Here is a 20984-nt window from a genome sequence, read left to right as displayed (position 1 = left end):
ATAGTGGTTTTATATTATTTATATTTTATCCGTTTATTTTTTTATCCAACGTTTGAGCTACAAATGATGTCACATCATCGGCAAACGTATTCGCCCCGAACCCGGCATCATAGCCTAACTCCTTGGCCAACTCATGCGTAATACGGGGACCGCCGCAACAAAGGATTACTTTATCGCGCAACCCTTCCGCTTCCAGGAGCTCGACCAGTTCGGTCAGGTTCTTGATGTGAATATCCTTTTGCGTAACCGTCTGTGAAACCAGCAGAGCATCGGCATTAAGTTCGATGGCTCTGGCGATAAATTCTTCGTTGGGTACCTGGCTTCCCAGATTATAAGCCTCAAACATCTCATAGCGTTCTATACCGTAGTGACCGGCAAAGCCTTTCATATTCATCACGGCATCGATGCCCACAGTATGAGCGTCAGTACCCGTACTGGCTCCCACAACGATGATTTTACGACCGATATGTTCCTTGATAAACTCGTTGGTCTCATCCATATCCCATTTGGTTGTTTCCACTTTGGGCACATAGATATTAGAGTAATCCACAGTCTTCGTGCAACTGCCGTAACAGTTGAAAAAAGTAAACCCTTCGGTCAGTTCCCTGTAAAAAACCACCTGAGGATTTTGCATCCCCATCTCTTTTATCAGCAGCTTCGCTGCCTCCACGGCTTCATCTCCGGCAGGCACAGGTAAAGTAAAACTCAATTGTACTTTACCGTCATTCATCGTATCTCCGTAGGGCTTGATCTTCGTTAGGTCTAACGTGCGATCGAAGTCCTTATCTTCCATCGAGTAAAGTCCGCCGCTCATAATATTCCTCCCATATTAAATGATTTCATCAACTCAGGTACCGGGTTATAGTAATTTTCGCTGATCGGTGAAACTCCGGCCAAACCTTTTCCTCCATCTTTCGGACGTTTAACTCCTGCAAAGATACCTTTCTCCAGCGCTGTAAACAACCCCTCGGTACGAAGTTCGTCCAATAAAGCGATTGTTTTGTCGAGCACCTCTTTCGCACGGGTCTGAATAATACCGTCTTTCTTGAACTCCATCTCATCGCCGATAGAATGCATATTGTTGAAGATATATTTTGCATTCTCTATAGACAGGAAGCGGTCGCTCATAAAAGGGGTATGAATAGCTTCGGTGGGCATACCGAGCAATTGCAATCCCTGATGTGTCCAGATGCCGATCATATTGAACAGAGCATCCTGGAGATGCCCCCTGAAGATGTTTCCGGTCATAAATTTCGTAGGAGGCATGTATTTCAGCGGTGCATTCGGAAATATCTCCCGGGTCATTTGAGCCTGAGCCAGTTCGTAAAGGAAACCGTCTTTGATCATCGGATCCATTTCAAAGGCATGCCCCAGTCCCATTTGCTCCTGCGGCAGTCCGGCCTGCAAAGCCAGTTGTTCGTTAATCAAATCCGAAGCCAATACCGTGTGAGCTTCTTCCACAGCATCGGCCGTAGTCAGATAGTTATCTTCACCTGTATTGATAATAACGCCTGCAAAGCCGTTAATCACACGGCTCATATACTGGTCTACCAGTGTACGCTGCATATTGATGTCGCGGAACAAAATGCCATACAGAGCATCGTTCAACATCACATCCAACCCTTCCAGAGCACCCATAACGGCGATCTCGGGCATACACAATCCGGAACAATAATTACAAAGTCTGATATAACGGCCTACTTCCTCACCCACCTCATCAAGCGCCTTACGCATGATGCGGAAGTTTTCCTGTGTGGCAAACGTACCTCCGAAGCCTTCTGTGGTAGCTCCAAAAGGAACATAGTCGAGCAGACTCTGTCCCGTGGTCCGGATTACGGCAACGATATCGGCTCCCTGACGGGCAGCAGCCTGAGCCTGCACCACGTCTTCATAGATATTACCGGTAGCCACGATAACGTACAAGTAAGGTCTCTCTCCCTCGCCTATCGTACGCAAATATTCTTCACGGCGGGCACGCTTGGCTGCAATTCTTCTCATACCTTCGGCAATGGGCTTCGCCATCACTTCGGCAACCCGCTCTTTGGGTAGCGGCTTCATGCGAGTCAGATCTATCTTTCCGGCTTCCACATCCTCAGCCACCTGTTGCGGATCCATACCCGTTTCAGCCATGGCATTGGCCAGGTAGAAAAGTACACCATCCTGCAATACCTGTTTTTCCTTTAACGAATCTACTACAATATTCGGCAGTGGCACCCCATTGGCATCCACACCGTCGATACCGATCAAACGGCACAAGGTTCGTTCCACAGCCACAGTGGTATATTGCTTGACGAACTCCTGTACTTCATCAGCAATCTCCTTTGCGGCATGCCGTGCGTAATCGACTTTTGTAAAGTCGATACCTACTTTGCTTTTATTCATCCTTTATTCAAAAAATACTTACAATTTTCTATTAACTCCGGCTCGATGCCCATAATCTCTGCTATACGAATTGCCTCATGCGGAACCTGACAGTCCGTATCCTTTTCAAGGGTATAATCTATACACTTATTCAAATTATTAACCTCCAGCGGATAAGACACACGGTCTTCCATAAAACCCTTTACCCGCCATCTGGCTCCCTTGCATACGATACCGCTGTAATGGGTACTGATAACGGCACGCACATTATATTTTGCCAAAATGGTTATCAGTCCGTTAACAATGCACAACCCTTCAGTCGGATTGGTAGTACGCGCCGGTTCATCGATTACAGCCAATACATTCGCGCCGTTCTTAACCGTTTTTATCAAATAATCCAAACACTTCATTTCTGCTCCGTAGCTCGAAAGCCCGGAATAAATATCCTGCGAGTCGCCAATAGAAACGATTATTTCATCCACCGGTACGATTTGAGCATCATCGACCGGCAAATAAAAACCGAATTGCGTGAGTGTCTGCATCAAAACGATGGTCTTTAGCAAAACACTCTTTCCGGACATATTCGCCCCTGTAATAACGGTCGGTTCTGCCTCAAGATCAATGGAAACCGGTTGAAAACGTTCTCCTTTTTCCTGTAATAAAGAGGCAAGCTCGGGGTTTTGCATCCGCCGCAGGATGGTTTTACCACAGTCCGCTACGGACGGCCTTTTCCACCTTCTGCTCACAGCCAATCTCGCTTTAGCCAAATTAAAGTCATTAGCGGCTAATATCTCCAGCGAGCATAACAATCTGTCTTTATAGGGATAAATCTCACCACCCAGTCTGATACGGATAAAATCTTCGCGCTCATTGCAAGCAATGGCCAGTTTTTCCCTTTCGTCGTCAGACTCCGCTTCTCTGAACTGTTTCCTCAAACCCGCCAACAGAGGATCATAGCTGTCTGCCACATAAAATGAAGAGACACGAGCACCATCCGGATCCAACAAATCCAGCATGGCGGACAAATCCGGCAACTCCGGGAGATCCAGAGCATAACCGGATCTTAGGGCAGAGACTCGTTCATTGATCAAAGCAAGACCTTTCAACTCAAAAAGATCTATATCCGTCAAACCTTTTCCGGACGCATTCAACCGCATTATGGAGCCATTGACATCCTTCAAATAAGAAAGAGCGATGGCCAGTTCGGACATTGCCCGCTGCTTATTGCTGTCGGAGAGGTAGGAAATATACAGTTCTACACTCGACAGTGCATCTTCTATCCGGCCCTTCTCGACCATCCAAGGCGTATCCAGCAAAGCGCGCCTGCCCACAGACGAACAAAAATCCATCTGATCCACCACATATCGCAGCCCGTCGATACGTCCTATTTCATTTCTTAAAAGATGCATCTTGCAGTTTTCTCACATCATACACCGGAATTTGCAAACTCTCCTGAAGCCTGTCGCGCAGGATATCGGAGTCCAGCCTGTATCCCGATGGCGCCATTGGGTTTATGGTAATGGCAACCAGTTTGGTATTATACAAAGACATCACCTGATGCCCCGAGTCGATAAAACGCCTGAAAACCTTGTAGTCAGCAAAGACACGTGTAAAATCTCTTACTATCAGGCTCTTAAAATCCGGCATTACACGCAGTCGCTCCAGCAGATTATCGCTGATAACGCCGGATACATACAAACGCTCCACGCCTTTAAGCCATTTCGTATCCTTCCAGGCGGATGCCGACAATGCCGACATAAAACCGGGGTCTTCCACTTTTCCGCCCGAAGCTAACACACGCATCCCCTGCTCCACGTCAGACAGCATAGCGGCCAGACTGCGGTCTTCGATCTCAGGCATTTTTATCAAATCATGCAGATACTGCGTACGCCTTATCAGTTCGGGCATATTTGCCGAATAAGCGGCACCCGTGGCCAGCACCATTCCCTCCGTAACCGAGGGAGAAGCAGGGCAAAGCCGCGATAAAGCTCCGTCAACGATGGTCAGCTCCACTCCATACCGGGGCATATCGGCTATCATCTTCTGCAAACCTCCGGTGGTTGAAGGTCCGGAAAGCAGCACTTTACCGTTTCCATGAGATCGGGAAACGATAAGCCGCCCCAAGGCCGTACGTTCGGTACTGACATCCAGTATCTCCGCCGGCAAACGCTTTTGCCGGTAATGTGTTTCGGAAGTAACGAACTTCATCCCTTCAGGAATCATCACTTCCGGTTTTTCCGTTTGAGTCACGCGGTCGGTTTTCTCACCATCTACACCGATGGAGGTTAGGCAAACGTGCCCCACGTGTTCTCCCAAACGGGCTATGATATAATTCAGCGTCTCCGTCTTTCCCGTATTCTTAGCCGTACCCACAATGGATACTGTTTTCAACTTAAGCAATTCCGGAATGAAAGGCATGGTACGCAAATTTTTCGTAAAAGAGCAGGGGTGCCCAAAAGCAGCTTTCCGGCAGCCCTGCTCAATTATCAATTATTGTGTTTGTTACGTTCCTTGCGAGCCAGATGTTTCGGTTCGATAGCCAGCTGCTGACCACCGAGCAATGCAGCAACGCCTTCTTTCTTTTGGCGTTCACACTCGGGGCAGTGACATTCTTCATGATACTCCTCAGGCTCGGTATATGTAGTAAGAACGCCTTCATAGTTTCTCAGAACCACTCGATGAGGAGCCTGTGAAACCACATAGTTCGGCATTACAGGTATCTTTCCGCCGCCACCCGGAGCATCGACCACGAATGTAGGCACAGCATATCCCGAAGTATGTCCGCGAAGGTTTTCAATAATCTCGATACCCTTGGAAACCGGCGTACGGAAGTGACCGATACCGCGGGACAGGTCGCAAACATAAATGTAATAAGGACGTACACGTATCTTAACGAGTTCGTGTACCAGGGTTTTCATCACATAAGTACAGTCATTGATACCACGCAACAATACTGACTGGTTGCCCAAAGGAACGCCGGCATTAGCCAGTCTTTCGCAAGCCTGTTTGGACTCCGCCGTAATTTCATTAGGGTGATTGAAGTGAGTATTCAACCAAACGGGGTGGTATTTCTTCATCATCTCCACCAATTCCGGCGTAATACGCTGTGGCAAAACAACCGGCGTACGGCTTCCGATACGTATAATCTCCACATGAGGAATTTCGCGCAGACGCTTAAAGATATACTCCAGCGTGCTATCCGATACCAGAAGGGCATCGCCCCCGGATAACAACACGTCGCGAACCTGCGGTGTACGGGCTATATAATCGATCGCTCCATCAATCCTTTCACGAGGAGAAGACGAGTCTTTTTGCCCGGCAAAACGGCGGCGCGTACAATGGCGGCAATACATGGAGCACATATCGGTGATGAGGAAAAGCACACGATCGGGATAACGGTGCGTCAACCCCGGAACAGGCGAATCTTCATCTTCACTAAGAGGGTCTAATTGATCGGCATCGGAAATCACCAGTTCATCGGCAGTGGGAACAGACTGCTTGCGTACGGGGTCGTTAGGATCGTCCGGATCTATCAGACTGAGGTAATACGGAGTGATGGCCATACGCAAAGTCTTCAGAGACTCACGTACGCCTTTCTCTTCTTCAGGCGTTAACTTTACATATTTCTTCAGCTCGTCCAAAGTTTCGATACGATTGCGTACCTGCCATTGCCAGTTATTCCAATCTTCATCCGAAACATTCGGAAAATAAAGCTTTCTTTTACTCTCAAACATTTGCTTTCAGTGTGTCGTTGTTAAACAGTTTTCTACCTAAGCTTCGATTCCATATAACACCGCAAGGAGTCTCTCAACAGAAGACAAGACACTCCTTACAGAGAAATACGGTTATGCGTAAAGTTCTGTAAAGACTTTACGGAGAGCTTCTGACTCACGCAATTCTTGCAACGTGATTTCGGCATGTCCTTTGGTATATCCGTTACCTACAATCATCGTAACATCGCTACCCACACCTTCGGCACCCAAAGCTGCTTTGGTAAAGCTCGTGGCCATAGAGAAAAAGTAAACAACACCATCGTTCTTCGTACACAGAATACTGGTCATCTCCGTATCCGTAATATTTACGTTATTGATGGTTACATCGCACATCTCGCCATTAGTCAATTTGGAAATTTCCTCCATAACAGGTACGGGCTGTGTGGCATCTGCAGAGAAAACATAGTCGCAAAAACCGAGGTTTTTCAAACGATCGGTACTGCGTTGAGAGTGGCAGAGACCGATTACCTTACCGGTTACACCGGCGCGCTTCTTTGCCTCGTAGCAGCAAAGCATACCGCTCTTGCCTCCGGCTCCGATAATCAATACCGTATCGCCCGGTTTCACCAATTTGGCTGTTTGAGCAGGCGCGCCGGCTACGTCCAAAGCAGAGAGCGCCAATTTTTCGGGCAGGTCTGAAGGGATCTTTGCATAGATACCGCTTTCGAACAGGATGGCTTTCCCGTCGATATCTACCTGATCTACATCGGCACGGATTTCCTTAATCTTATCGATGCGAAGCGGAGTTAATGAAAGAGAAACGAGAGTGGCAATCTTATCCCCTTCTTTCAAATCGATTTTACCTTTCAGGGCATCACCGATTTTTTCCACCGTACCCAGCAACATACCGCCGGAACCCGTCACGGGATTACGGTGTTTACCTTGCTTCTCAACAATAGACAGCATGATTTCGGCAATTTTTTCCTTATCGCCGCCGGCTTGTTCGTGTATTTGAGTAAAACTGGCAGAGTCTATATTTAGAGTTTGCACATCGATGAGTATCTCATTGTCGTAGATCTCATCCATGTTATTATCGATTTTATTTGCAGGTTGCGGCAATACGCCCAGAGGGTCCAATACACGGTGTGTTCCGTATTTATTTCCTTTCTTTTGCATTTGTAAAATGATTTATAGTATTATATGATTAGAATTATTTTTTAAGGCCTAAAATTCTGCGAGCTTCTTCGGGCGTAGCGATTTCACGACCGAGTTCTTTGGCCAGACGGACCACTTTTTCCACAAGCTCTCCATTGGATTTGGCCAAAACGCCTTTGGAGATATAAAGGTTATCTTCAAAACCCACACGAACGTGTCCGCCCATCACAATGGCGGGAGCGGCAAGCGTAAAAGCATTGCGCCCGATACCGGTAGCCGTCCAGGTAGAACCTGCAGGTATATTTTTCACCATCCATACGAGGTTTTCCACAGTGGCAGGCGTACACCCCGGTACGCCCAGCACGAAATTGAACTGCATGGGAGCTCCGGGAACCTCACCTTTGGCAGCCATACGCACGATGGTATCCAGGTGTCCCATCTCAAAGCACTCGTATTCGGGTTTGATATTGTTTTCAATCATTCTTTTACCAAATGCACGCATCATGGGCATCGTGTTTTCAAACACTTCATCGCCGAAGTTGCATGTACCGCAATCCAACGTGGCCATTTCGGGGTAGAGCTCTGTCGGCTGAAGTCTTTCTTCGGCCGTCATACCCACGGCACCTCCGGTGGAAGGGATGAGGATTACGTCAGGACACTCTTTCCTAATGGCATCCAAACAAACTTTGAAGCGTTCACGGCTCTGAGTGGGCGTGCCGTCGTCTTCACGTACATGCACGTGCACCACGGCAGCACCTGCATCATAGGCAGACTTTGCTTCTCTAACGATTTCTTCTACTGTATAAGGAACGGCAGGATTTTGTTCTTTCATTACCTCTGCTCCACATATAGCAGCCGTAATTATTAATTTTTCCATAGCTTGTTGTTAAACTCTTAATTATTTCTTTCTCTGACAATCTTTAGTAACTACACAGGTACCGCTGGCACGGCAAACCACGACCGGCTCCTCCAGCACATCGGCAGCAGAAGCAGAGATATCGGGACGGGCGACAACTACTTTCCGGGCTTCAAAAGTCATCTTTCTGGAAGAGTTTCCAACGTGTGTGATTTCACCCAAGGCCTCGATATAGTCGCCGGCATACACAGGGGCAAGAAATTCGACGTTGTCATAAGCCACAAAGAGACCTTCGTCTCCATCGTGCATAATCAACAGTTCCGTTGCCACATCGCCAAACAGCACCAACATATGCGCTCCATCCACCAGGTTTCCGCCATAGTGGGCGTCCTGCGAGCTCATACGCAATCTGATCATCGTTTTTTCCATAATAATCAAGAGATATTAAAAGGTTATTTTACAATATAGTCTACAAACAAAGAAGGGGTATGTACTTCATGCGGCAGAATTTCTCCTTCTTCCACCAATTCATCCACTTCGGCAATCACACAATCGGCAGCCATGGCCATCAAAGGGTTAAAATTTTGTGTAGTTCCCCAGTAAACAAGGTTACCCATTTTATCGCCTTTGTTGGCTTTGATGTATGCTACATCGGCATGCAGCGGTTTCTCCAGCAACCACTCTTCACCGTCTATGACAACAATTTGCTTTCCTTCTGCCACGATAGTACCCATGCCGGTTTTAGTCAGTGCTCCGCCCAAGCCCACGCCGCCACAGCGAATACGCTCGGCCAGGCTGCCCTGAGGACAAAATTCTACTTCCATTTCACCGCTGTTCATCAATTCCGCCGTACGGGGGTTGGTTCCAATGTGAGATACGATAACTTTCTTTATCTGTTTATTATCCACCAACCGGCCATTGCCGCGGTCCGTATAAGAGGTATCATTAACGATCAAAGTCAGATCTTTTACTCCAGACTTAACCAACTCATCTACAATACGTTCAGGTGTTCCATTGGCCAGGAATCCGCCAATCATCACAGTCATACCGTCTTTCAGTTTAGAGGCGGCCTCTTTTGCTGTTATCAATTTGTCCATGGTATAAAAATTATGTATCAATATTACTTTGCCTTCTCCTGTGTTCAAGTGTCTCTATTTTCGAACTTCTATCACAATATTTTAGCTGTATAGCGATTTATTAAAGCCCAAAGACACTTCCCCAAATGCCACAAAACAAAGGCTTCCATATCCGCTCCGTCTGTGCTTTTCATTAAAAACAGGAGTACGGGTACAGAAGCAAGACAATATGCCTTTTTCTTATCCCATGGCAAGACGCCCCAAAGTTAAGAAATACTTTTAATTCCACACAAAATTCCTTAATTCCTTTAACGCTTCGACATGGGAGGAAAACCGGGATAATATGCAACCTGGCGTAACACTCCGGAAAGAAGCATCTTTGCTTTAATCTTCCTTACAGATTGGCTCTTCGGCATATATGTTCAAATTAAAGACATTATGTTTCGTTATCGGAGCGGGAATAAAATATAAAAGGCTACTCTGCTTCATTACAGAACAGCCTTTATGTCGTGCGATTAAAATGTTTTTTTGAATTATGCCTGGCGGATACGATCGTCAAAAGCGGTAAGAGCCGCTTTGGCTCCTTCGCCCATGGCTATCACGATCTGCTTGTATGGAACGGTTGTACAGTCTCCGGCAGCATAAAGCCCCAAACGACTGGTGCGGCAACGCTCATCTACGATAATCTCTCCTACACGGTTGCGCTCCACCAAGCCATCGAAGACACTTGTATTGGCAGCCAAACCGATCTGTACAAATACTCCGTCAAGAGCTAATTCATGTACTTCACCGGTCGTACGATCTTTTATGCGCACGCCATTTACCTTCTGCCCATCACCGAGGACCTCCTGAGTTGCCACATTGGTATGAACTTCCACATTAGGCAGACTGCGGAGCTTCTCACGAAGTACTTTATCGGCCTTGAGTTCCGGCATAAACTCCAGCACGGTGACCTTGGAACAGATACCGGCCAAATCTATGGCAGCCTCCACACCGGAGTTTCCTCCACCCACAACAGCCACCGATTTTCCCTTAAAGAACGGGCCGTCACAGTGAGGACAGAAAGCCACACCACGTCCGATATACTGCTCCTCGCCCGGGACATCCAGCCTTCGCCACCGAGCGCCTGTAGCCAAGATAACCTGCATGGCACGAAGTTGCTCCCCCATGATTGTTTTCACCTGATAGAGATGATCGTCCAAAGCTGAAATTTCATCTATCCGCCGACCATCGAACAGAGTTATGGAATAGTCTTCCACATGTTTGCGCAAGTCGGCTGCAAGCTGCATACCGGTGGTATAATTCACCGAAGGGATGTTCTCTATACCCGTGGTTTCGTTTACCTGCCCGCCGACACGCTCGGCTACGAGAGCCACACGCAGCCCCTTGCGAGCCGAATAGATAGCGGATGCAGAACCGGCCGGCCCGCCGCCGACCACAATCAAGTCGAAAATTTGAGGTTCGGAGGTCACGGCAGCTTGCTCTGTTACACCCATTTTCTCTTCCAATTTGATCAGCAGATTTCCCAAATTGCTCTGCCCCACATGAAGCGGTTCTCCATTGGCATACACCGCAGGTACGGCATTGATGCCCAAAGCCTCCACCTCATCTTTATAAATAGCACCATCTACCATTTCATGTTCTATACCAGGGTTATACAAAGCCATCAGATTGAGACTCTGCACTACTTCAGGACAGTTGGTACAGCTCAGAGAAGCATAGGTAGTCAATTTTATCGGTGTTTTAAGGGAAGCGATACGTTGCTGCAACAATCCATCGGGTAAATTCTTGCCCTGCCCATCGGCATTCAAAACGGCCAGCAGCAGGCTTGTAAATTCATGTCCGCCCGGTATCCCTCTGAACACGATACCCGTAGGTTTGCCTTCTTTAAGCAGAGATAGAGCAATGAAATCGGCCTGTTCGACCGTATAATCTATTTGTTCGGAAACGGAAGCGACCTCACGGCACATCTCTTCCAATTGTTTTCCGTGACTGTCGTCACGAACGGAAGCAGACAGGGTATAATGCGCTTTCAGGGAAGCAAAGATGCCTCTGATGCTGTCAAGCATTGATTGGTCTAACATAGTCTCTTTAATTTAATAGAGCCGGCTCATCACCGGCTCTGTTGTTATAAGTTCAATAGTTGTCTGCAATCAAATTTTACCAACCAAATCGATACTGGGTTTCAAGACTGCTTCACCTTCTTTCCACTTGGCAGGACATACGGCTCCGGGATTATTGTGCACAAACTGAGCAGCCTTAACCTTACGGAGCAACTCCTGTGCATCACGCCCGATACCATTGTCGTGAATCTCCACAATCTTCAACTGACCTTCCGGATTGAAAAGGAAAGTACCGCGGTAAGCCACGCCTTCTTCTTCGATCATTACGCCCAGATTACGGCACAGGTTACCCACGGGGTCTGCCAGCATGGGGTATTCGATTTTAGCGATCGTTTCAGAAGCATCGGCCCAAGCCTTGTGTACGAAATGAGTGTCTGTAGAAACAGAAAGCACTTCTACCCCCAACTTCTGGAACTCTTCATAATTATCTGCCATGTCTGCCAACTCCGTGGGGCAAACAAATGTAAAGTCGGCAGGGTAAAAGAAGAGCACAGCCCACTTGCCTTTAAGGTCTTCATTGCCGATAGTTACAAAACCTTCGCTTTTACGGTATGCCTGCAACTTGAATTCAGGCATTTGAGAATTGATCATTGGTGTCATAGGATATATTGTATTATTGTTTAGTATGAAATAACAGAAATAGCTTTTCAATCGATCTGCAATTGATTTTCTGTTTGTAAAAGTATGACAAACCTTTACATGCCCCAACAAACAAAGTCTATCGCATAATAGACAATATCGAACGACAACCCCCAAAGGCCTGTTACGAAACGCCGCTAAACAACTCCCGGTCTTTAATCTTCTTCGGATCGGTATAAAACTTTTTCCACCAGGGTTCTTCGCTTTTATTCTTCGGTGCTTTGGAAAGACACATAACAGCGTCCGTCTCCTGTGCTTTTTTGAGATTAACCCTGAAATGATAATGGTCGAAAATACGGAGAGCTTCGATCATATAAGAGACAGCAACCTTGCGATCTTTGATAAGCAATAAGTTCTCGCCGTTCTTGCGGTCTGCCGTCGTAGAAAAATTATACGAACCCAAATAAACACGAGCCGTAGGTTTATCGAAATCTATCACCAAAAATTTATGGTGCATGCGCGTGCCGAAGCCTCCCGTAGGTTCCGATTTGAACGGCTCGGGCAACTTCTGACTGATAATCTCGGGATACACCGGAGCCAGGCTACCGTTGGGTTTCTGCAAATTCAATCCTCCCATTCTTTTATCCGAGATACCATACACGAAGATTTGATCGTTTTCCAGCATCTTCACAATCTCTGTTCTCAGAGCACCCGAAGTCATCGACAAAAATGCCAATGAATAGAAAAGACTCGAACCGGTCTGAGCAATATCGGCCGTTATGACATCCAACAAGGCATTTTGCTTACTATGCGGTGAAAAAGAAACTTTGGCATCTACTCCCGGTACGTTTAGATCAGTCCAGCAGGCAGAATCTGTTTTGCCAAAAGCATTGGCAGTGGAGTTCCAATAATTATCGAAAGAAAGCAAGAAAGGCCGGATGGCTTTTTCTCCACGGACAACAACCACATTATTGGACTGCACATAAAAACCTCTCCATGTAAAATTGGTAGACCCGCATACCGCCGCTTTTATTTTGGGGCCATCGACAACAATAGTCTTATTATGCTGCAGCTGCCCCATATGCTGGCGTTTTACCTTACCTCCGGCAGACCGTATGAGTCGCTCGGCTGCATGAGTTTCGGCAGAATCCTCCTCGGCATGCTCGGCACTGTCGTCTATAATGATGCTCAGGCGATCTTTCAATTTCTCCAATTTCTCCACAATCAAAGGATGATTCAGATCATAGGCGACAACTTTTACTTCTGCCTCCTGATCGGCTATTGCCTCATCCAGGACATCGAGTATGACTTTTACGGCATCGAAGCCCATCCATTGAAGGGCCTTCTCAGCTTTCGGGTGTGTGGGTATATAACGCAGCCCCTCTTTTGAATTGGCAGGAAGCAGAGTATCGATACCTCCATGCACGGCATACTTATCAACAAAAGCCTGCGATGATACGAATCCGCGAGTAAATGCAACGTCCAAAGCATCCTTATAAGTCTCATGCCATAACTCTATTTCCACCTCCTGAGGATCCCCATAGCTCAACTCCTCGAAGTAATTCATAAATACGGGCTTCACCTTATAAGCAAAAAAGCCTTTCATCGCAGCATTACGCGGGAAATGCACCCAACGAAACATTTGAAAAGGAGAAAGAAGAGACGATTTACTTTCCATACAGACAGAGCCGTCTTTATTCAAAAAAGAAAGTCTGTTTTTCAAAGTATAATAACGGTCTCCGCCGGGTTCTTTGTATTCGATGGAAAATCCCACAAAATCCCTTGGTGGTTCTCCGTTCTTCCAATTCATGGCAAGCAGAACCATACCCTCGCCTCGATACACTTTTAAAGAGAATAACGCTTTCTCATTCTGCCCATAGAGTATATAGTCATTTGTAACTTCACCCATAAGAATGTCTGTTATTTGAATTAGAAAATCCGAACCGAAAGATGCAATAAATAGACTGCAAAAAACTAAAAACAGAGTTTAACAACATTGCTGAATTACAAGATAACAAGACTTCAGGAATTAAACAAAAAGTCTCGAAAGCCACCGGCCTTCGAGACTGCATAAATATTCGATTACGAAGTCGACAAAAGTATGCTACGAAAAAGCATACTTCTCTTTTTGTCTATCCTTCGATAAAATGCTCCGACTACTTGAAGTATTCCTTAACGGCATCGTTAGGAATCATCTCTTCCTGGAAGGTATATGCACCTGTTTTAGGCGACTTAACCATCTTGATAACCTTAGTGTAGGTACGTCCGTCACCTGTTTTAAAGGTTGCTACTGATTTCTTTGCCATTTTTTATCGTCTCCTACCCAATTACTTGATTTCTTTGTGCACCGTCATGCGTTTCAGGATGGGGTTATATTTTTTCAACTCCATACGCTCGGGTGTATTCTTTCTGTTTTTGGTGGTTATATAACGGCTTGTGCCGGGCATACCACTTTCTTTGTGCTCAGTGCATTCGAGGATCACTTGCACTCTATTGCCTTTTGCTTTCTTTGCCATTCTTTAAGTCCTCCGTTCTTTTAAGCGTTTAAGTAGCCTTTTTCAGCGGCACGCTTGATGGCAGCGTCAAGGCCGATTTTGTTAATCACGCGCAGACCTGCGGCCGAGAGCTTCAGCTCGATCCAGCAGTCCTGTTCCGGCCAATAAAATTTTTTCGTAAAAAGGTTTACGTCGAACTTGCGTTTCGTGTGTCTTTTAGAGTGCGAAACGTTGTTGCCGACCATAGGCCTTTTGCCGGTAATCTGACAGATCTTAGACATTTCTTTATCGTTTTTATTATTCTTTTTCGAAATAGAGTAATGTATTGACGGCACGACACCATTAGCATCATTCGGCACGCACGCAATCAGGGTGCAAAGTAAACGAAATTTTTGTTCTTGTGCAAGTTACCCATCCTTTTTCTCCTGCAAAAATACTCTTTTTCAACACAAAACCATTCATCAAAGAAGCGTAGATTCAACATAAGATGACTTCATTTTCATAATAAATATATTGAGAAAACTTGAGCATACGAAAATTGAAAAAATATCTATCCTGAAGCAAATCCATCTAAATATTATTCGCAAGCAAAACAATTGATACCGAATCTTACCATGAAAATAGAAAAATCCGATTATATTATTATATTAGTATTGTCCATACAAAGAAGATTCATCATTCTTTTTTATGGATACTCACTACCATGAGTACTATCATATTCCCAACTCAATGTATGATTTCTCCGAATTCCAAAATTAAATTGTACAATGATGGCAAACTACAGGATTTATACAGCGGACATTGAGGTCTGTAAACAATGTGAATATCGTGATATCTTACAGATTGCGGAGCATTTCATTCCACAGACTATAACGTAACCTTAAAAAGCCGCTTACAATGCTAATATGATCTGTGAAAAAGATCCAAATTCATTCAATCCTTTTTGTAAAATAATTATTGGCTCCGAACTGTAATATAAATCAGAAGATCAGTCCTCTCCTTTACATTTACAAATAGAGTATCAAATTCCATAATAATGAGACTCATTCGTATGACAATTCTAAAGCAGACAAAACTTCACAAAATTGCTTTTTTTTGCTCTCTTCTTTTTCTCTATACATTCGTGGTTTTTTCGCAGACCGGCAATCAAACCACGGTTAGCTATCAGGGTACCGTGATTGAGGCTAAGGCAAAGCAACCTCTGGCCGGAGCCACCATAACGTTGCAGACGGCCAAGGGCGTACTGCTCACGGGCACCATTAGCGAAAAAAACGGAAATTTCAATCTCACCTGGCAGGGTGAAATCAATAATGCAACCGATTCACTGATTCTGCAATGCAGCTTCTTGGGGTTCGACCCTCTAACCTTAAATGTACCCGTTACAAAATCTCATAATGTGGGTATCGTTCCCATGGAAGAATCGGTACAAAACCTGCAAGAAGTAACAGTGGTGGCACGGCGTGCACCGTTTAAATTCGAGCGCGGTACCTATTTAGCCAAAATCTCCGGCAGTTCGCTGTCCAAACTCTCGTCTGCCAATGATGTGCTCAAAAGACTCCCCTTACTCACCGGAGACAGAGGGGCTTTCTCTGTGAGAGGACGCGGACAGGCTCTCATTTATATCAACCGCCGCGAGGTGCATGACCCTTCAGAAATACAGAATATCGATGCTTCACAAATAGAATCCGTAAGAATTATTACCGATCCGGGAGTTTCGTATCCCATCGGTACGAAAGCGGTAATTCAGATCACGGTCAAAAAACCTCGTGAGAGACATTTCGGTGTAACTATCGAGTCCGAACTCTACCAACGCAAAAGGTTTTCCGAATACCACACCCTGCGCGCCAACTACACTAAAAACAATCTCTCGGTCATCACTCTTTTGCGAATGGAAGATTCAAAACTGGACCCTAAATCAGACATCAAATATAAAGTGAACAGACCTCAGGGAGACCTCACCTTCAGTGTGGCAGGCCGGAGTAAGTTGAATAGACTTAGATATTCTTTTGACAACGGTTTGAACTATGACATCAATGATAATCAATCTCTGGGTTACTATGTGAGTGCATCGCTCAACCCGGAGAAAACATCTGTTTATGATAATGCCTATCGCAAAAATGATACCTCGATGGGCGACCATACTTCAACCGTAAAGAAAAAAGGAAACGGAATCAACGGTACACTCTACTATATAGGAAGTATCGGAGGGATTAAAATCAACTTCCAAAACTTTCTCTATTACTCTTTTAACAAAGAAAACCGGTCGCTTATGCTGGCTCGTGACAATTACTTCGGCATGGACAACAAAAGCAACTCTTTTATGAATGACACCAAACTGGAATTTGCGAATGACGGTTTAGGCGGCAATCTCAATTACGGTTTACAATGGACCTACACCAGAAGGAAAGATGAGTCAGTCATTCATAAAGGCGAGATAAAAGGAGATGATGTACTGGCTTTACAAAATCTGCTGGGTCCTTTCTTTTCTTATAACTGGACGAATGAAAAACTCTCTGTTTCTGCCGGATTGCGTATGGAGTGGGAAAAGAAAGAGTATCCGCATCAAAGCCGGTTCAACTCTGATCATATCTATTACAATCCTAAAATCGGTATTAATTATAGTTTCTCCAATGGCATAAACAGCAGTCTCAACTGGCAGACGTTCACCGCACGACCACAATATTTTGTTCTTTCCGGAATAGCCTCCCAGACATATCCCTTTTTATACAAAAATGGTAACCCCTTCCTGAAATCGACACGGGTCAATAATTTCAATTTAGACTTTTCTTACAAAGAATTAATGATACAAACCAGTGCGAAACATATCTCTAATGGTATAAGCTCATTTTATCGATTTGATGAAGCAACACAAACCATAAGACAAACTTTTGAAAATAAACCAACACACTGGGAGTATGGATTATCCTTAATTTATCAAGTGAAGCCCTTCCGTTTTTGGACAATCGACTTTTACGGTGAGTCTGGTTATGCCAACTTCTCCTGGGGAAGTCAACCAAGCAGAGATTATTTCAAGAAGGTATCATATTTTGCAGATGTTACCAATACATTTACACTCCCACATGACTTTACCATAAATCTTTACTCGGGTTATTTCAGGTCTCTATCCGGTATTGAAGAGTCATTAGGAACAGGTGGTATCTCAGGTTCGATAGACAAATTTTTCTTTAACCGAAAATTATACATCAGCCTCAACATAGGCCAGTATATTCAGAAAATCAATCGTATGCGCACAGAGCTGGATAATATCCGGATTGACCAGCTGTGGGACACGGTCAATCGGTATGTCGGGCTAACGGTTAAGTACACTTTCAACAATGTGCGCACTACAAACAAAGCATCAAAGGGCAACAAAAGCGAAATGCAGCGTTTTTAAGAAACGTTGTTTTGAGATGAAGGATATCACATTAAACAATGCGATACCATGAACTGCGGGTCGATAGAGACAGACTGCAAGAGAATTGTACTCCGGACAAAGAGTACAGCATGTCTTTGCCGGGCATCGGCAAGATGGCAGAGGTACCGGTTTTTAAGAAGAATTTTGCGAGTATCGGATAAGCTGAAAGTCAAGACTTAATCTGAGACAGTCTGGTATAATTTGTAACAGAAAACAGATCAGGTTATGACGACATCGGGATAAGTCATCAAAAATACCCGGGGATATTTCATAAAAAGAACAGCACCATTACATGCTATTCAAAACTGCGCCGGCGCAGCTTAAAGTCTCTTCCCAAATACTTCTCACGCACCACTTCATTCTCAGCGAGCTGCTCTGCCGTACCTTCGTACAATACTTTGCCTTCAAAAAGAAGATATGCACGGTCGGTAATACTCAACGTTTCATATACATTATGGTCCGTGATCAGGATGCCGATATTCTTATTCTTGAGCTTTGCCACAATGCCCTGAATATCTTGCACCGCAATAGGGTCTACACCGGCAAAAGGTTCATCCAGCATGATAAACTTCGGATCAATAGCCAGACAACGGGCAATCTCGGCACGTCGACGCTCACCGCCGCTCAAGCGGTTACCCTGATTCTTCCGTACTTTCTCCAAATGAAACTCGCTGATCAATTCTTCCAGTCGCTCCTGTTGCTGCTGTTTATTGCGTGATGTCATCTCCAAAACCGAAAGCAGATTGTCCTCTACAGACATTTTACGGAAAATAGAAGCTTCCTGAGGCAGATAACCGATGCCGGAACGGGCGCGCTGATAAACGGGTAATTGGGTTATATCCTTTCCTTCAAGGAAGATGCGTCCCTGATTAGGTACCACCAGCCCCACGGCCATATAAAACGTAGTGGTTTTACCGGCTCCGTTAGGCCCCAGGAGGCCCACGATTTCACCCTGTTCCAACTCGATGGATACATGGTTTACCACGGTACGCCTGCCATATTTTTTCACCAAATCTTCGGTTCTGAGCTTCATTATATGAAAATGTCTCTGCTTTATTAAAATAACAGCCTTTTTCGCAATTTATAACTACAAAGATAATGTTATATTTGTGTCAATAAAGATTTCTCTGACAAATGATTAAACGTTACCTTGAAACATTGGGGAACTACACAACCCTGATGTTGCGTGCAGTGGACAAGCCGATAAAAATACGGATGTTTGCCAAGCAACTCATTTTAGAGATTATCAAACTGGGTGTGAATTCACTCCCCATTGTACTGATTATCTCTTTCTTTATCGGATCGGTCATCACCATCCAGCTTTCCATAAATATGACCAACCCGCTTATCCCGAGTTTTACAATCGGTTTCACCGCGCGGGAAATCATCTTATTGGAGTTTTCTTCCACCATCATGTGTCTTATCCTTGCCGGCAAAGTAGGTTCGAGTGTGGCATCGGAACTGGGTACGATGCGGGTAACGGAGCAAATCGATGCCATGGAAATCATGGGTATCAATTCGGCACACTTCCTGATGGCTCCGCGCATCACGGCATTCATGCTTTTCATTCCGGTGCTAAGCATTTTCTCCATGTTTATCGGTATTTTAGGTGGTTATCTGGCCTGTTTATTCATACCCAGCGTACCGCCCGACTCATATATATACGGTATCCAACTTTTCTTCAAACCCGCCTTTGTGGGGCATTCCATTACGAAATCGCTGGTATATGCCTTTATCATCTCTTCCGTGGCAGCTTACTACGGCTACACGGTAAAAGGCGGTGCACTGCAAGTAGGTAATGCCAGTACAAAAGCCGTGGTAAACAGCAGTGTGCTCATTCTCTTCTTCGACCTTATTCTTACTAACCTCCTGCTAGGATAATACAGCAACCTTATGATAGAAGTAATCAACCTGAAAAAAAGTTTCGAGGATAAAGATGTACTTAAAGGTATTGACTGCACCTTCAATACCGGAGAAGTTAACCTGATCATAGGACGCAGTGGAGCCGGCAAAACGGTGTTTATGAAAAGTATGATCGGCCTGATAGCCCCCACCGAAGGACAAATCCTTTTTGACGGACGGGATATCGTAAAGATGGAGAAAAAAGAGCTTCGCAAACTGCGGCAGGAAATGGGTATGCTGTTTCAAGGTTCGGCATTGTTCGACAGCATGAACGTATTTGAAAATGTCTTGTTTCCGATGGAGCTTTTTTCCAAAGAAACACGCTCCAACCAGAAGAAACGGGTAAAAGAACTTCTGGAACGTGTGGGACTGGCCGATGCAGGGCGAAAATTCCCGAGCGAAATCAGCGGAGGCATGATGAAGCGAACGGCCATAGCTCGCGCCATAGCATTGAAACCCCGCTATCTTTTCTGCGACGAGCCGAATTCCGGGTTAGACCCCAAGACTTCACTCTCAATCGACCAGTTGCTTGCACAAATCACACACGAAGAAAAAATCACTACGATTGTGAACACGCACGACATGAACACCGTGCGTTCCATCGGCGATAAAATCCTGTATCTCAGACATGGTCAGAAAAGTTGGATAGGATCCAGCAAAACGCTGGAAACGGATGCCACCGAAGATGTACAACGGTTTGTAAATGCGTCGCTCCTTCCGGCTTAGAAATCAAAATTTTCGCCACATGACTTGAGGAAGGCCGCACACTAATCCGAAAGGTGTCTCCGATTTTCAAAAATAACCGTATAGAAATATAGCTGCGAAACGATTAATCGTTTGCAGCTATACCTTTTTTCAGCTTTATTATTCTTTGATTCGTACTGCCACGGTAAGTCAGCCTCGGATCGGCCAGATGCTGTACGAATGGCCCATCTATCAGCACATCGATATAAGATAAGGGTGCACGAAGCTCCTCTGAGGCCTGCAATTGCTCCAGAGTATAACCGGTATAGCACCAGATATTCAATCCGGTACGTACTTTGAGTGTCTGTACCAGCCAAAGCAATTCTTTCGGATTGTAAAAAGGATCTCCACCGCTGACAGTAATACCGTCCAGCAGGGAATTGGCATTTATTTCCCGAATCATTCCATCGAGCACTTCCTCCGTAAGCAAATATCCGGCCTGCGGATTCCAGCTTTCAGGATTGTGGCATCCCGGACACGCATGTCTGCATCCTGCCAGGTAGATGGAGTAGCGAATGCCATCTCCATCTACTATCGTTTCAGGATAAGTAAATAAATAATTCAT

21 protein-coding genes are annotated in these 20984 nt (G+C 45.3%); 4 read left to right on the top strand and 17 right to left on the bottom strand.

The window, feature by feature from the left end; genetic code table 11:
- Positions 1 to 25 precede the first annotated feature (25 nt).
- The 15 genes from kamE to rpmB all read right to left on the bottom strand — a co-directional run bounded on the left by kamE (position 26) and on the right by rpmB (position 14639).
- The gene (gene kamE, locus A3GI_RS0103335) at positions 26 to 814 is read right to left on the bottom strand and encodes a lysine 5,6-aminomutase subunit beta (RefSeq protein ID WP_018360057.1); all 789 of its coding nucleotides are present in this window, start codon (positions 812 to 814) and stop codon (positions 26 to 28) included.
- Positions 811 to 2382 (bottom strand): lysine 5,6-aminomutase subunit alpha, encoded by a 1572-nt coding sequence (gene kamD / locus A3GI_RS0103330; protein WP_018360056.1) that lies wholly within the window; start codon positions 2380 to 2382, stop codon positions 811 to 813. The genes kamE and kamD overlap by 4 nt, the downstream gene beginning before the upstream one ends.
- On the bottom strand, positions 2379 to 3770 hold the full coding sequence (gene kamC, locus A3GI_RS0103325) for a lysine 5,6-aminomutase reactivase ATPase KamC (RefSeq protein ID WP_018360055.1): 1392 nt from the start codon (positions 3768 to 3770) through the stop codon (positions 2379 to 2381). The genes kamD and kamC overlap by 4 nt, the downstream gene beginning before the upstream one ends.
- Positions 3751 to 4851: a lysine 5,6-aminomutase reactivase subunit KamB gene (gene kamB / locus A3GI_RS0103320; RefSeq protein ID WP_018360054.1), complete on the bottom strand. Its 1101-nt coding sequence runs from the start codon at positions 4849 to 4851 to the stop codon at positions 3751 to 3753. The genes kamC and kamB overlap by 20 nt, the downstream gene beginning before the upstream one ends.
- Positions 4848 to 6095, bottom strand: coding sequence for a lysine 2,3-aminomutase (gene kamA / locus A3GI_RS0103315; RefSeq protein ID WP_018360053.1), 1248 nt, complete (start codon positions 6093 to 6095; stop codon positions 4848 to 4850). Before kamA ends, kamB begins: the two co-directional genes overlap by 4 nt.
- 111 nt (positions 6096 to 6206) lie before the next feature.
- Complete coding sequence (kdd, locus tag A3GI_RS0103310) at positions 6207 to 7250, bottom strand: L-erythro-3,5-diaminohexanoate dehydrogenase (RefSeq protein WP_018360052.1); 1044 nt, start codon at positions 7248 to 7250, stop codon at positions 6207 to 6209.
- Between the two features lie 34 nt (positions 7251 to 7284).
- A complete protein-coding gene (gene kce, locus A3GI_RS0103305) occupies positions 7285 to 8106 on the bottom strand; it encodes a 3-keto-5-aminohexanoate cleavage enzyme (protein ID WP_018360051.1) in 822 nt (273 codons plus the stop codon).
- A gap of 21 nt (positions 8107 to 8127) precedes the next feature.
- The gene (gene kal / locus A3GI_RS0103300; RefSeq protein WP_018360050.1) at positions 8128 to 8514 is read right to left on the bottom strand and encodes a 3-aminobutyryl-CoA ammonia lyase; all 387 of its coding nucleotides are present in this window, start codon (positions 8512 to 8514) and stop codon (positions 8128 to 8130) included.
- A gap of 23 nt (positions 8515 to 8537) precedes the next feature.
- The gene (locus A3GI_RS0103295; protein WP_025079516.1) at positions 8538 to 9182 is read right to left on the bottom strand and encodes a CoA transferase subunit A; all 645 of its coding nucleotides are present in this window, start codon (positions 9180 to 9182) and stop codon (positions 8538 to 8540) included.
- A gap of 512 nt (positions 9183 to 9694) precedes the next feature.
- Complete coding sequence (gene ahpF, locus A3GI_RS0103290; protein WP_025079515.1) at positions 9695 to 11245, bottom strand: alkyl hydroperoxide reductase subunit F; 1551 nt, start codon at positions 11243 to 11245, stop codon at positions 9695 to 9697.
- Positions 11246 to 11314: 69 nt separating this feature from the next.
- Positions 11315 to 11884 carry an alkyl hydroperoxide reductase subunit C gene (ahpC, locus tag A3GI_RS0103285; RefSeq protein ID WP_025079514.1) on the bottom strand — a complete coding sequence of 190 codons (570 nt, stop codon included), beginning with the start codon at positions 11882 to 11884 and terminating at the stop codon, positions 11315 to 11317.
- 163 nt (positions 11885 to 12047) lie between these two features.
- On the bottom strand, positions 12048 to 13772 hold the full coding sequence (locus A3GI_RS0103280; protein ID WP_018360046.1) for a phospholipase D-like domain-containing protein: 1725 nt from the start codon (positions 13770 to 13772) through the stop codon (positions 12048 to 12050).
- A 247-nt stretch (positions 13773 to 14019) separates the two neighbouring features.
- Positions 14020 to 14169 carry a DUF4295 domain-containing protein gene (locus tag A3GI_RS11355; protein WP_018360045.1) on the bottom strand — a complete coding sequence of 50 codons (150 nt, stop codon included), beginning with the start codon at positions 14167 to 14169 and terminating at the stop codon, positions 14020 to 14022.
- Positions 14170 to 14190: 21 nt separating this feature from the next.
- Positions 14191 to 14379, bottom strand: a complete 189-nt coding sequence (rpmG, locus tag A3GI_RS0103270; protein WP_018360044.1) for a 50S ribosomal protein L33 — start codon at positions 14377 to 14379, stop codon at positions 14191 to 14193.
- Positions 14380 to 14399: 20 nt separating this feature from the next.
- Positions 14400 to 14639: a 50S ribosomal protein L28 gene (gene rpmB, locus A3GI_RS0103265; protein ID WP_025004804.1), complete on the bottom strand. Its 240-nt coding sequence runs from the start codon at positions 14637 to 14639 to the stop codon at positions 14400 to 14402.
- 770 nt (positions 14640 to 15409) lie between these two features.
- Here rpmB and A3GI_RS0103255 point away from each other — a divergent pair.
- Together A3GI_RS0103255 and A3GI_RS11590 are read left to right on the top strand one after the other, a co-directional pair.
- Entirely contained in the window at positions 15410 to 17752 is a 2343-nt protein-coding gene (locus A3GI_RS0103255; protein ID WP_018360042.1) for an outer membrane beta-barrel protein, read from the top strand.
- A gap of 38 nt (positions 17753 to 17790) precedes the next feature.
- Positions 17791 to 17934 carry a hypothetical protein gene (locus A3GI_RS11590; protein WP_018360041.1) on the top strand — a complete coding sequence of 48 codons (144 nt, stop codon included), beginning with the start codon at positions 17791 to 17793 and terminating at the stop codon, positions 17932 to 17934.
- Positions 17935 to 18068: 134 nt separating this feature from the next.
- Here A3GI_RS11590 and lptB read toward each other — a convergent pair whose 3' ends face one another.
- Entirely contained in the window at positions 18069 to 18806 is a 738-nt protein-coding gene (lptB, locus tag A3GI_RS0103245; RefSeq protein ID WP_018360040.1) for an LPS export ABC transporter ATP-binding protein, read from the bottom strand.
- A gap of 101 nt (positions 18807 to 18907) precedes the next feature.
- On the opposite strand from lptB, the gene A3GI_RS0103240 reads away from it, so the two are divergent.
- The gene (locus tag A3GI_RS0103240) at positions 18908 to 19654 is read left to right on the top strand and encodes an MlaE family ABC transporter permease (RefSeq protein WP_018360039.1); all 747 of its coding nucleotides are present in this window, start codon (positions 18908 to 18910) and stop codon (positions 19652 to 19654) included.
- 12 nt (positions 19655 to 19666) lie between these two features.
- Positions 19667 to 20401, top strand: coding sequence for an ABC transporter ATP-binding protein (locus tag A3GI_RS0103235; protein WP_018360038.1), 735 nt, complete (start codon positions 19667 to 19669; stop codon positions 20399 to 20401).
- Positions 20402 to 20504: 103 nt separating this feature from the next.
- Here the strand turns inward: A3GI_RS0103235 and nrdG are convergent, their stop codons facing one another.
- On the bottom strand, positions 20505 to 20984 hold the full coding sequence (nrdG, locus tag A3GI_RS0103230; RefSeq protein WP_018360037.1) for an anaerobic ribonucleoside-triphosphate reductase activating protein: 480 nt from the start codon (positions 20982 to 20984) through the stop codon (positions 20505 to 20507).

This window comes from Porphyromonas macacae DSM 20710 = JCM 13914, assembly GCF_000379945.1.
GTDB classification, from domain to species: domain Bacteria; phylum Bacteroidota; class Bacteroidia; order Bacteroidales; family Porphyromonadaceae; genus Porphyromonas; species Porphyromonas macacae.
This window is presented reverse-complemented; position numbering and strand designations above follow the sequence as displayed.

Coding starts and splice junctions, on each gene's coding strand:
- kamA (WP_018360053.1), bottom strand. CDS start 6,095: ATGTTTGAGAGTAAAAGAAAGCTTTATTTTCCGAATGTTTCGGATGAA.
- kamC (WP_018360055.1), bottom strand. CDS start 3,770: ATGCATCTTTTAAGAAATGAAATAGGACGTATCGACGGGCTGCGATAT.
- ahpF (WP_025079515.1), bottom strand. CDS start 11,245: ATGTTAGACCAATCAATGCTTGACAGCATCAGAGGCATCTTTGCTTCC.
- lptB (WP_018360040.1), bottom strand. CDS start 18,806: ATGAAGCTCAGAACCGAAGATTTGGTGAAAAAATATGGCAGGCGTACC.
- A3GI_RS11590 (WP_018360041.1), top strand. CDS start 17,791: ATGCGATACCATGAACTGCGGGTCGATAGAGACAGACTGCAAGAGAAT.
- A3GI_RS11355 (WP_018360045.1), bottom strand. CDS start 14,169: ATGGCAAAGAAATCAGTAGCAACCTTTAAAACAGGTGACGGACGTACC.
- kamE (WP_018360057.1), bottom strand. CDS start 814: ATGAGCGGCGGACTTTACTCGATGGAAGATAAGGACTTCGATCGCACG.
- A3GI_RS0103255 (WP_018360042.1), top strand. CDS start 15,410: ATGACAATTCTAAAGCAGACAAAACTTCACAAAATTGCTTTTTTTTGC.
- A3GI_RS0103280 (WP_018360046.1), bottom strand. CDS start 13,772: ATGGGTGAAGTTACAAATGACTATATACTCTATGGGCAGAATGAGAAA.
- nrdG (WP_018360037.1), bottom strand. CDS start 20,984: ATGAATTATTTATTTACTTATCCTGAAACGATAGTAGATGGAGATGGC.
- kdd (WP_018360052.1), bottom strand. CDS start 7,250: ATGCAAAAGAAAGGAAATAAATACGGAACACACCGTGTATTGGACCCT.
- A3GI_RS0103295 (WP_025079516.1), bottom strand. CDS start 9,182: ATGGACAAATTGATAACAGCAAAAGAGGCCGCCTCTAAACTGAAAGAC.
- A3GI_RS0103235 (WP_018360038.1), top strand. CDS start 19,667: ATGATAGAAGTAATCAACCTGAAAAAAAGTTTCGAGGATAAAGATGTA.
- rpmG (WP_018360044.1), bottom strand. CDS start 14,379: ATGGCAAAGAAAGCAAAAGGCAATAGAGTGCAAGTGATCCTCGAATGC.
- kal (WP_018360050.1), bottom strand. CDS start 8,514: ATGGAAAAAACGATGATCAGATTGCGTATGAGCTCGCAGGACGCCCAC.
- ahpC (WP_025079514.1), bottom strand. CDS start 11,884: ATGACACCAATGATCAATTCTCAAATGCCTGAATTCAAGTTGCAGGCA.
- A3GI_RS0103240 (WP_018360039.1), top strand. CDS start 18,908: ATGATTAAACGTTACCTTGAAACATTGGGGAACTACACAACCCTGATG.
- rpmB (WP_025004804.1), bottom strand. CDS start 14,639: ATGTCTAAGATCTGTCAGATTACCGGCAAAAGGCCTATGGTCGGCAAC.
- kce (WP_018360051.1), bottom strand. CDS start 8,106: ATGGAAAAATTAATAATTACGGCTGCTATATGTGGAGCAGAGGTAATG.
- kamD (WP_018360056.1), bottom strand. CDS start 2,382: ATGAATAAAAGCAAAGTAGGTATCGACTTTACAAAAGTCGATTACGCA.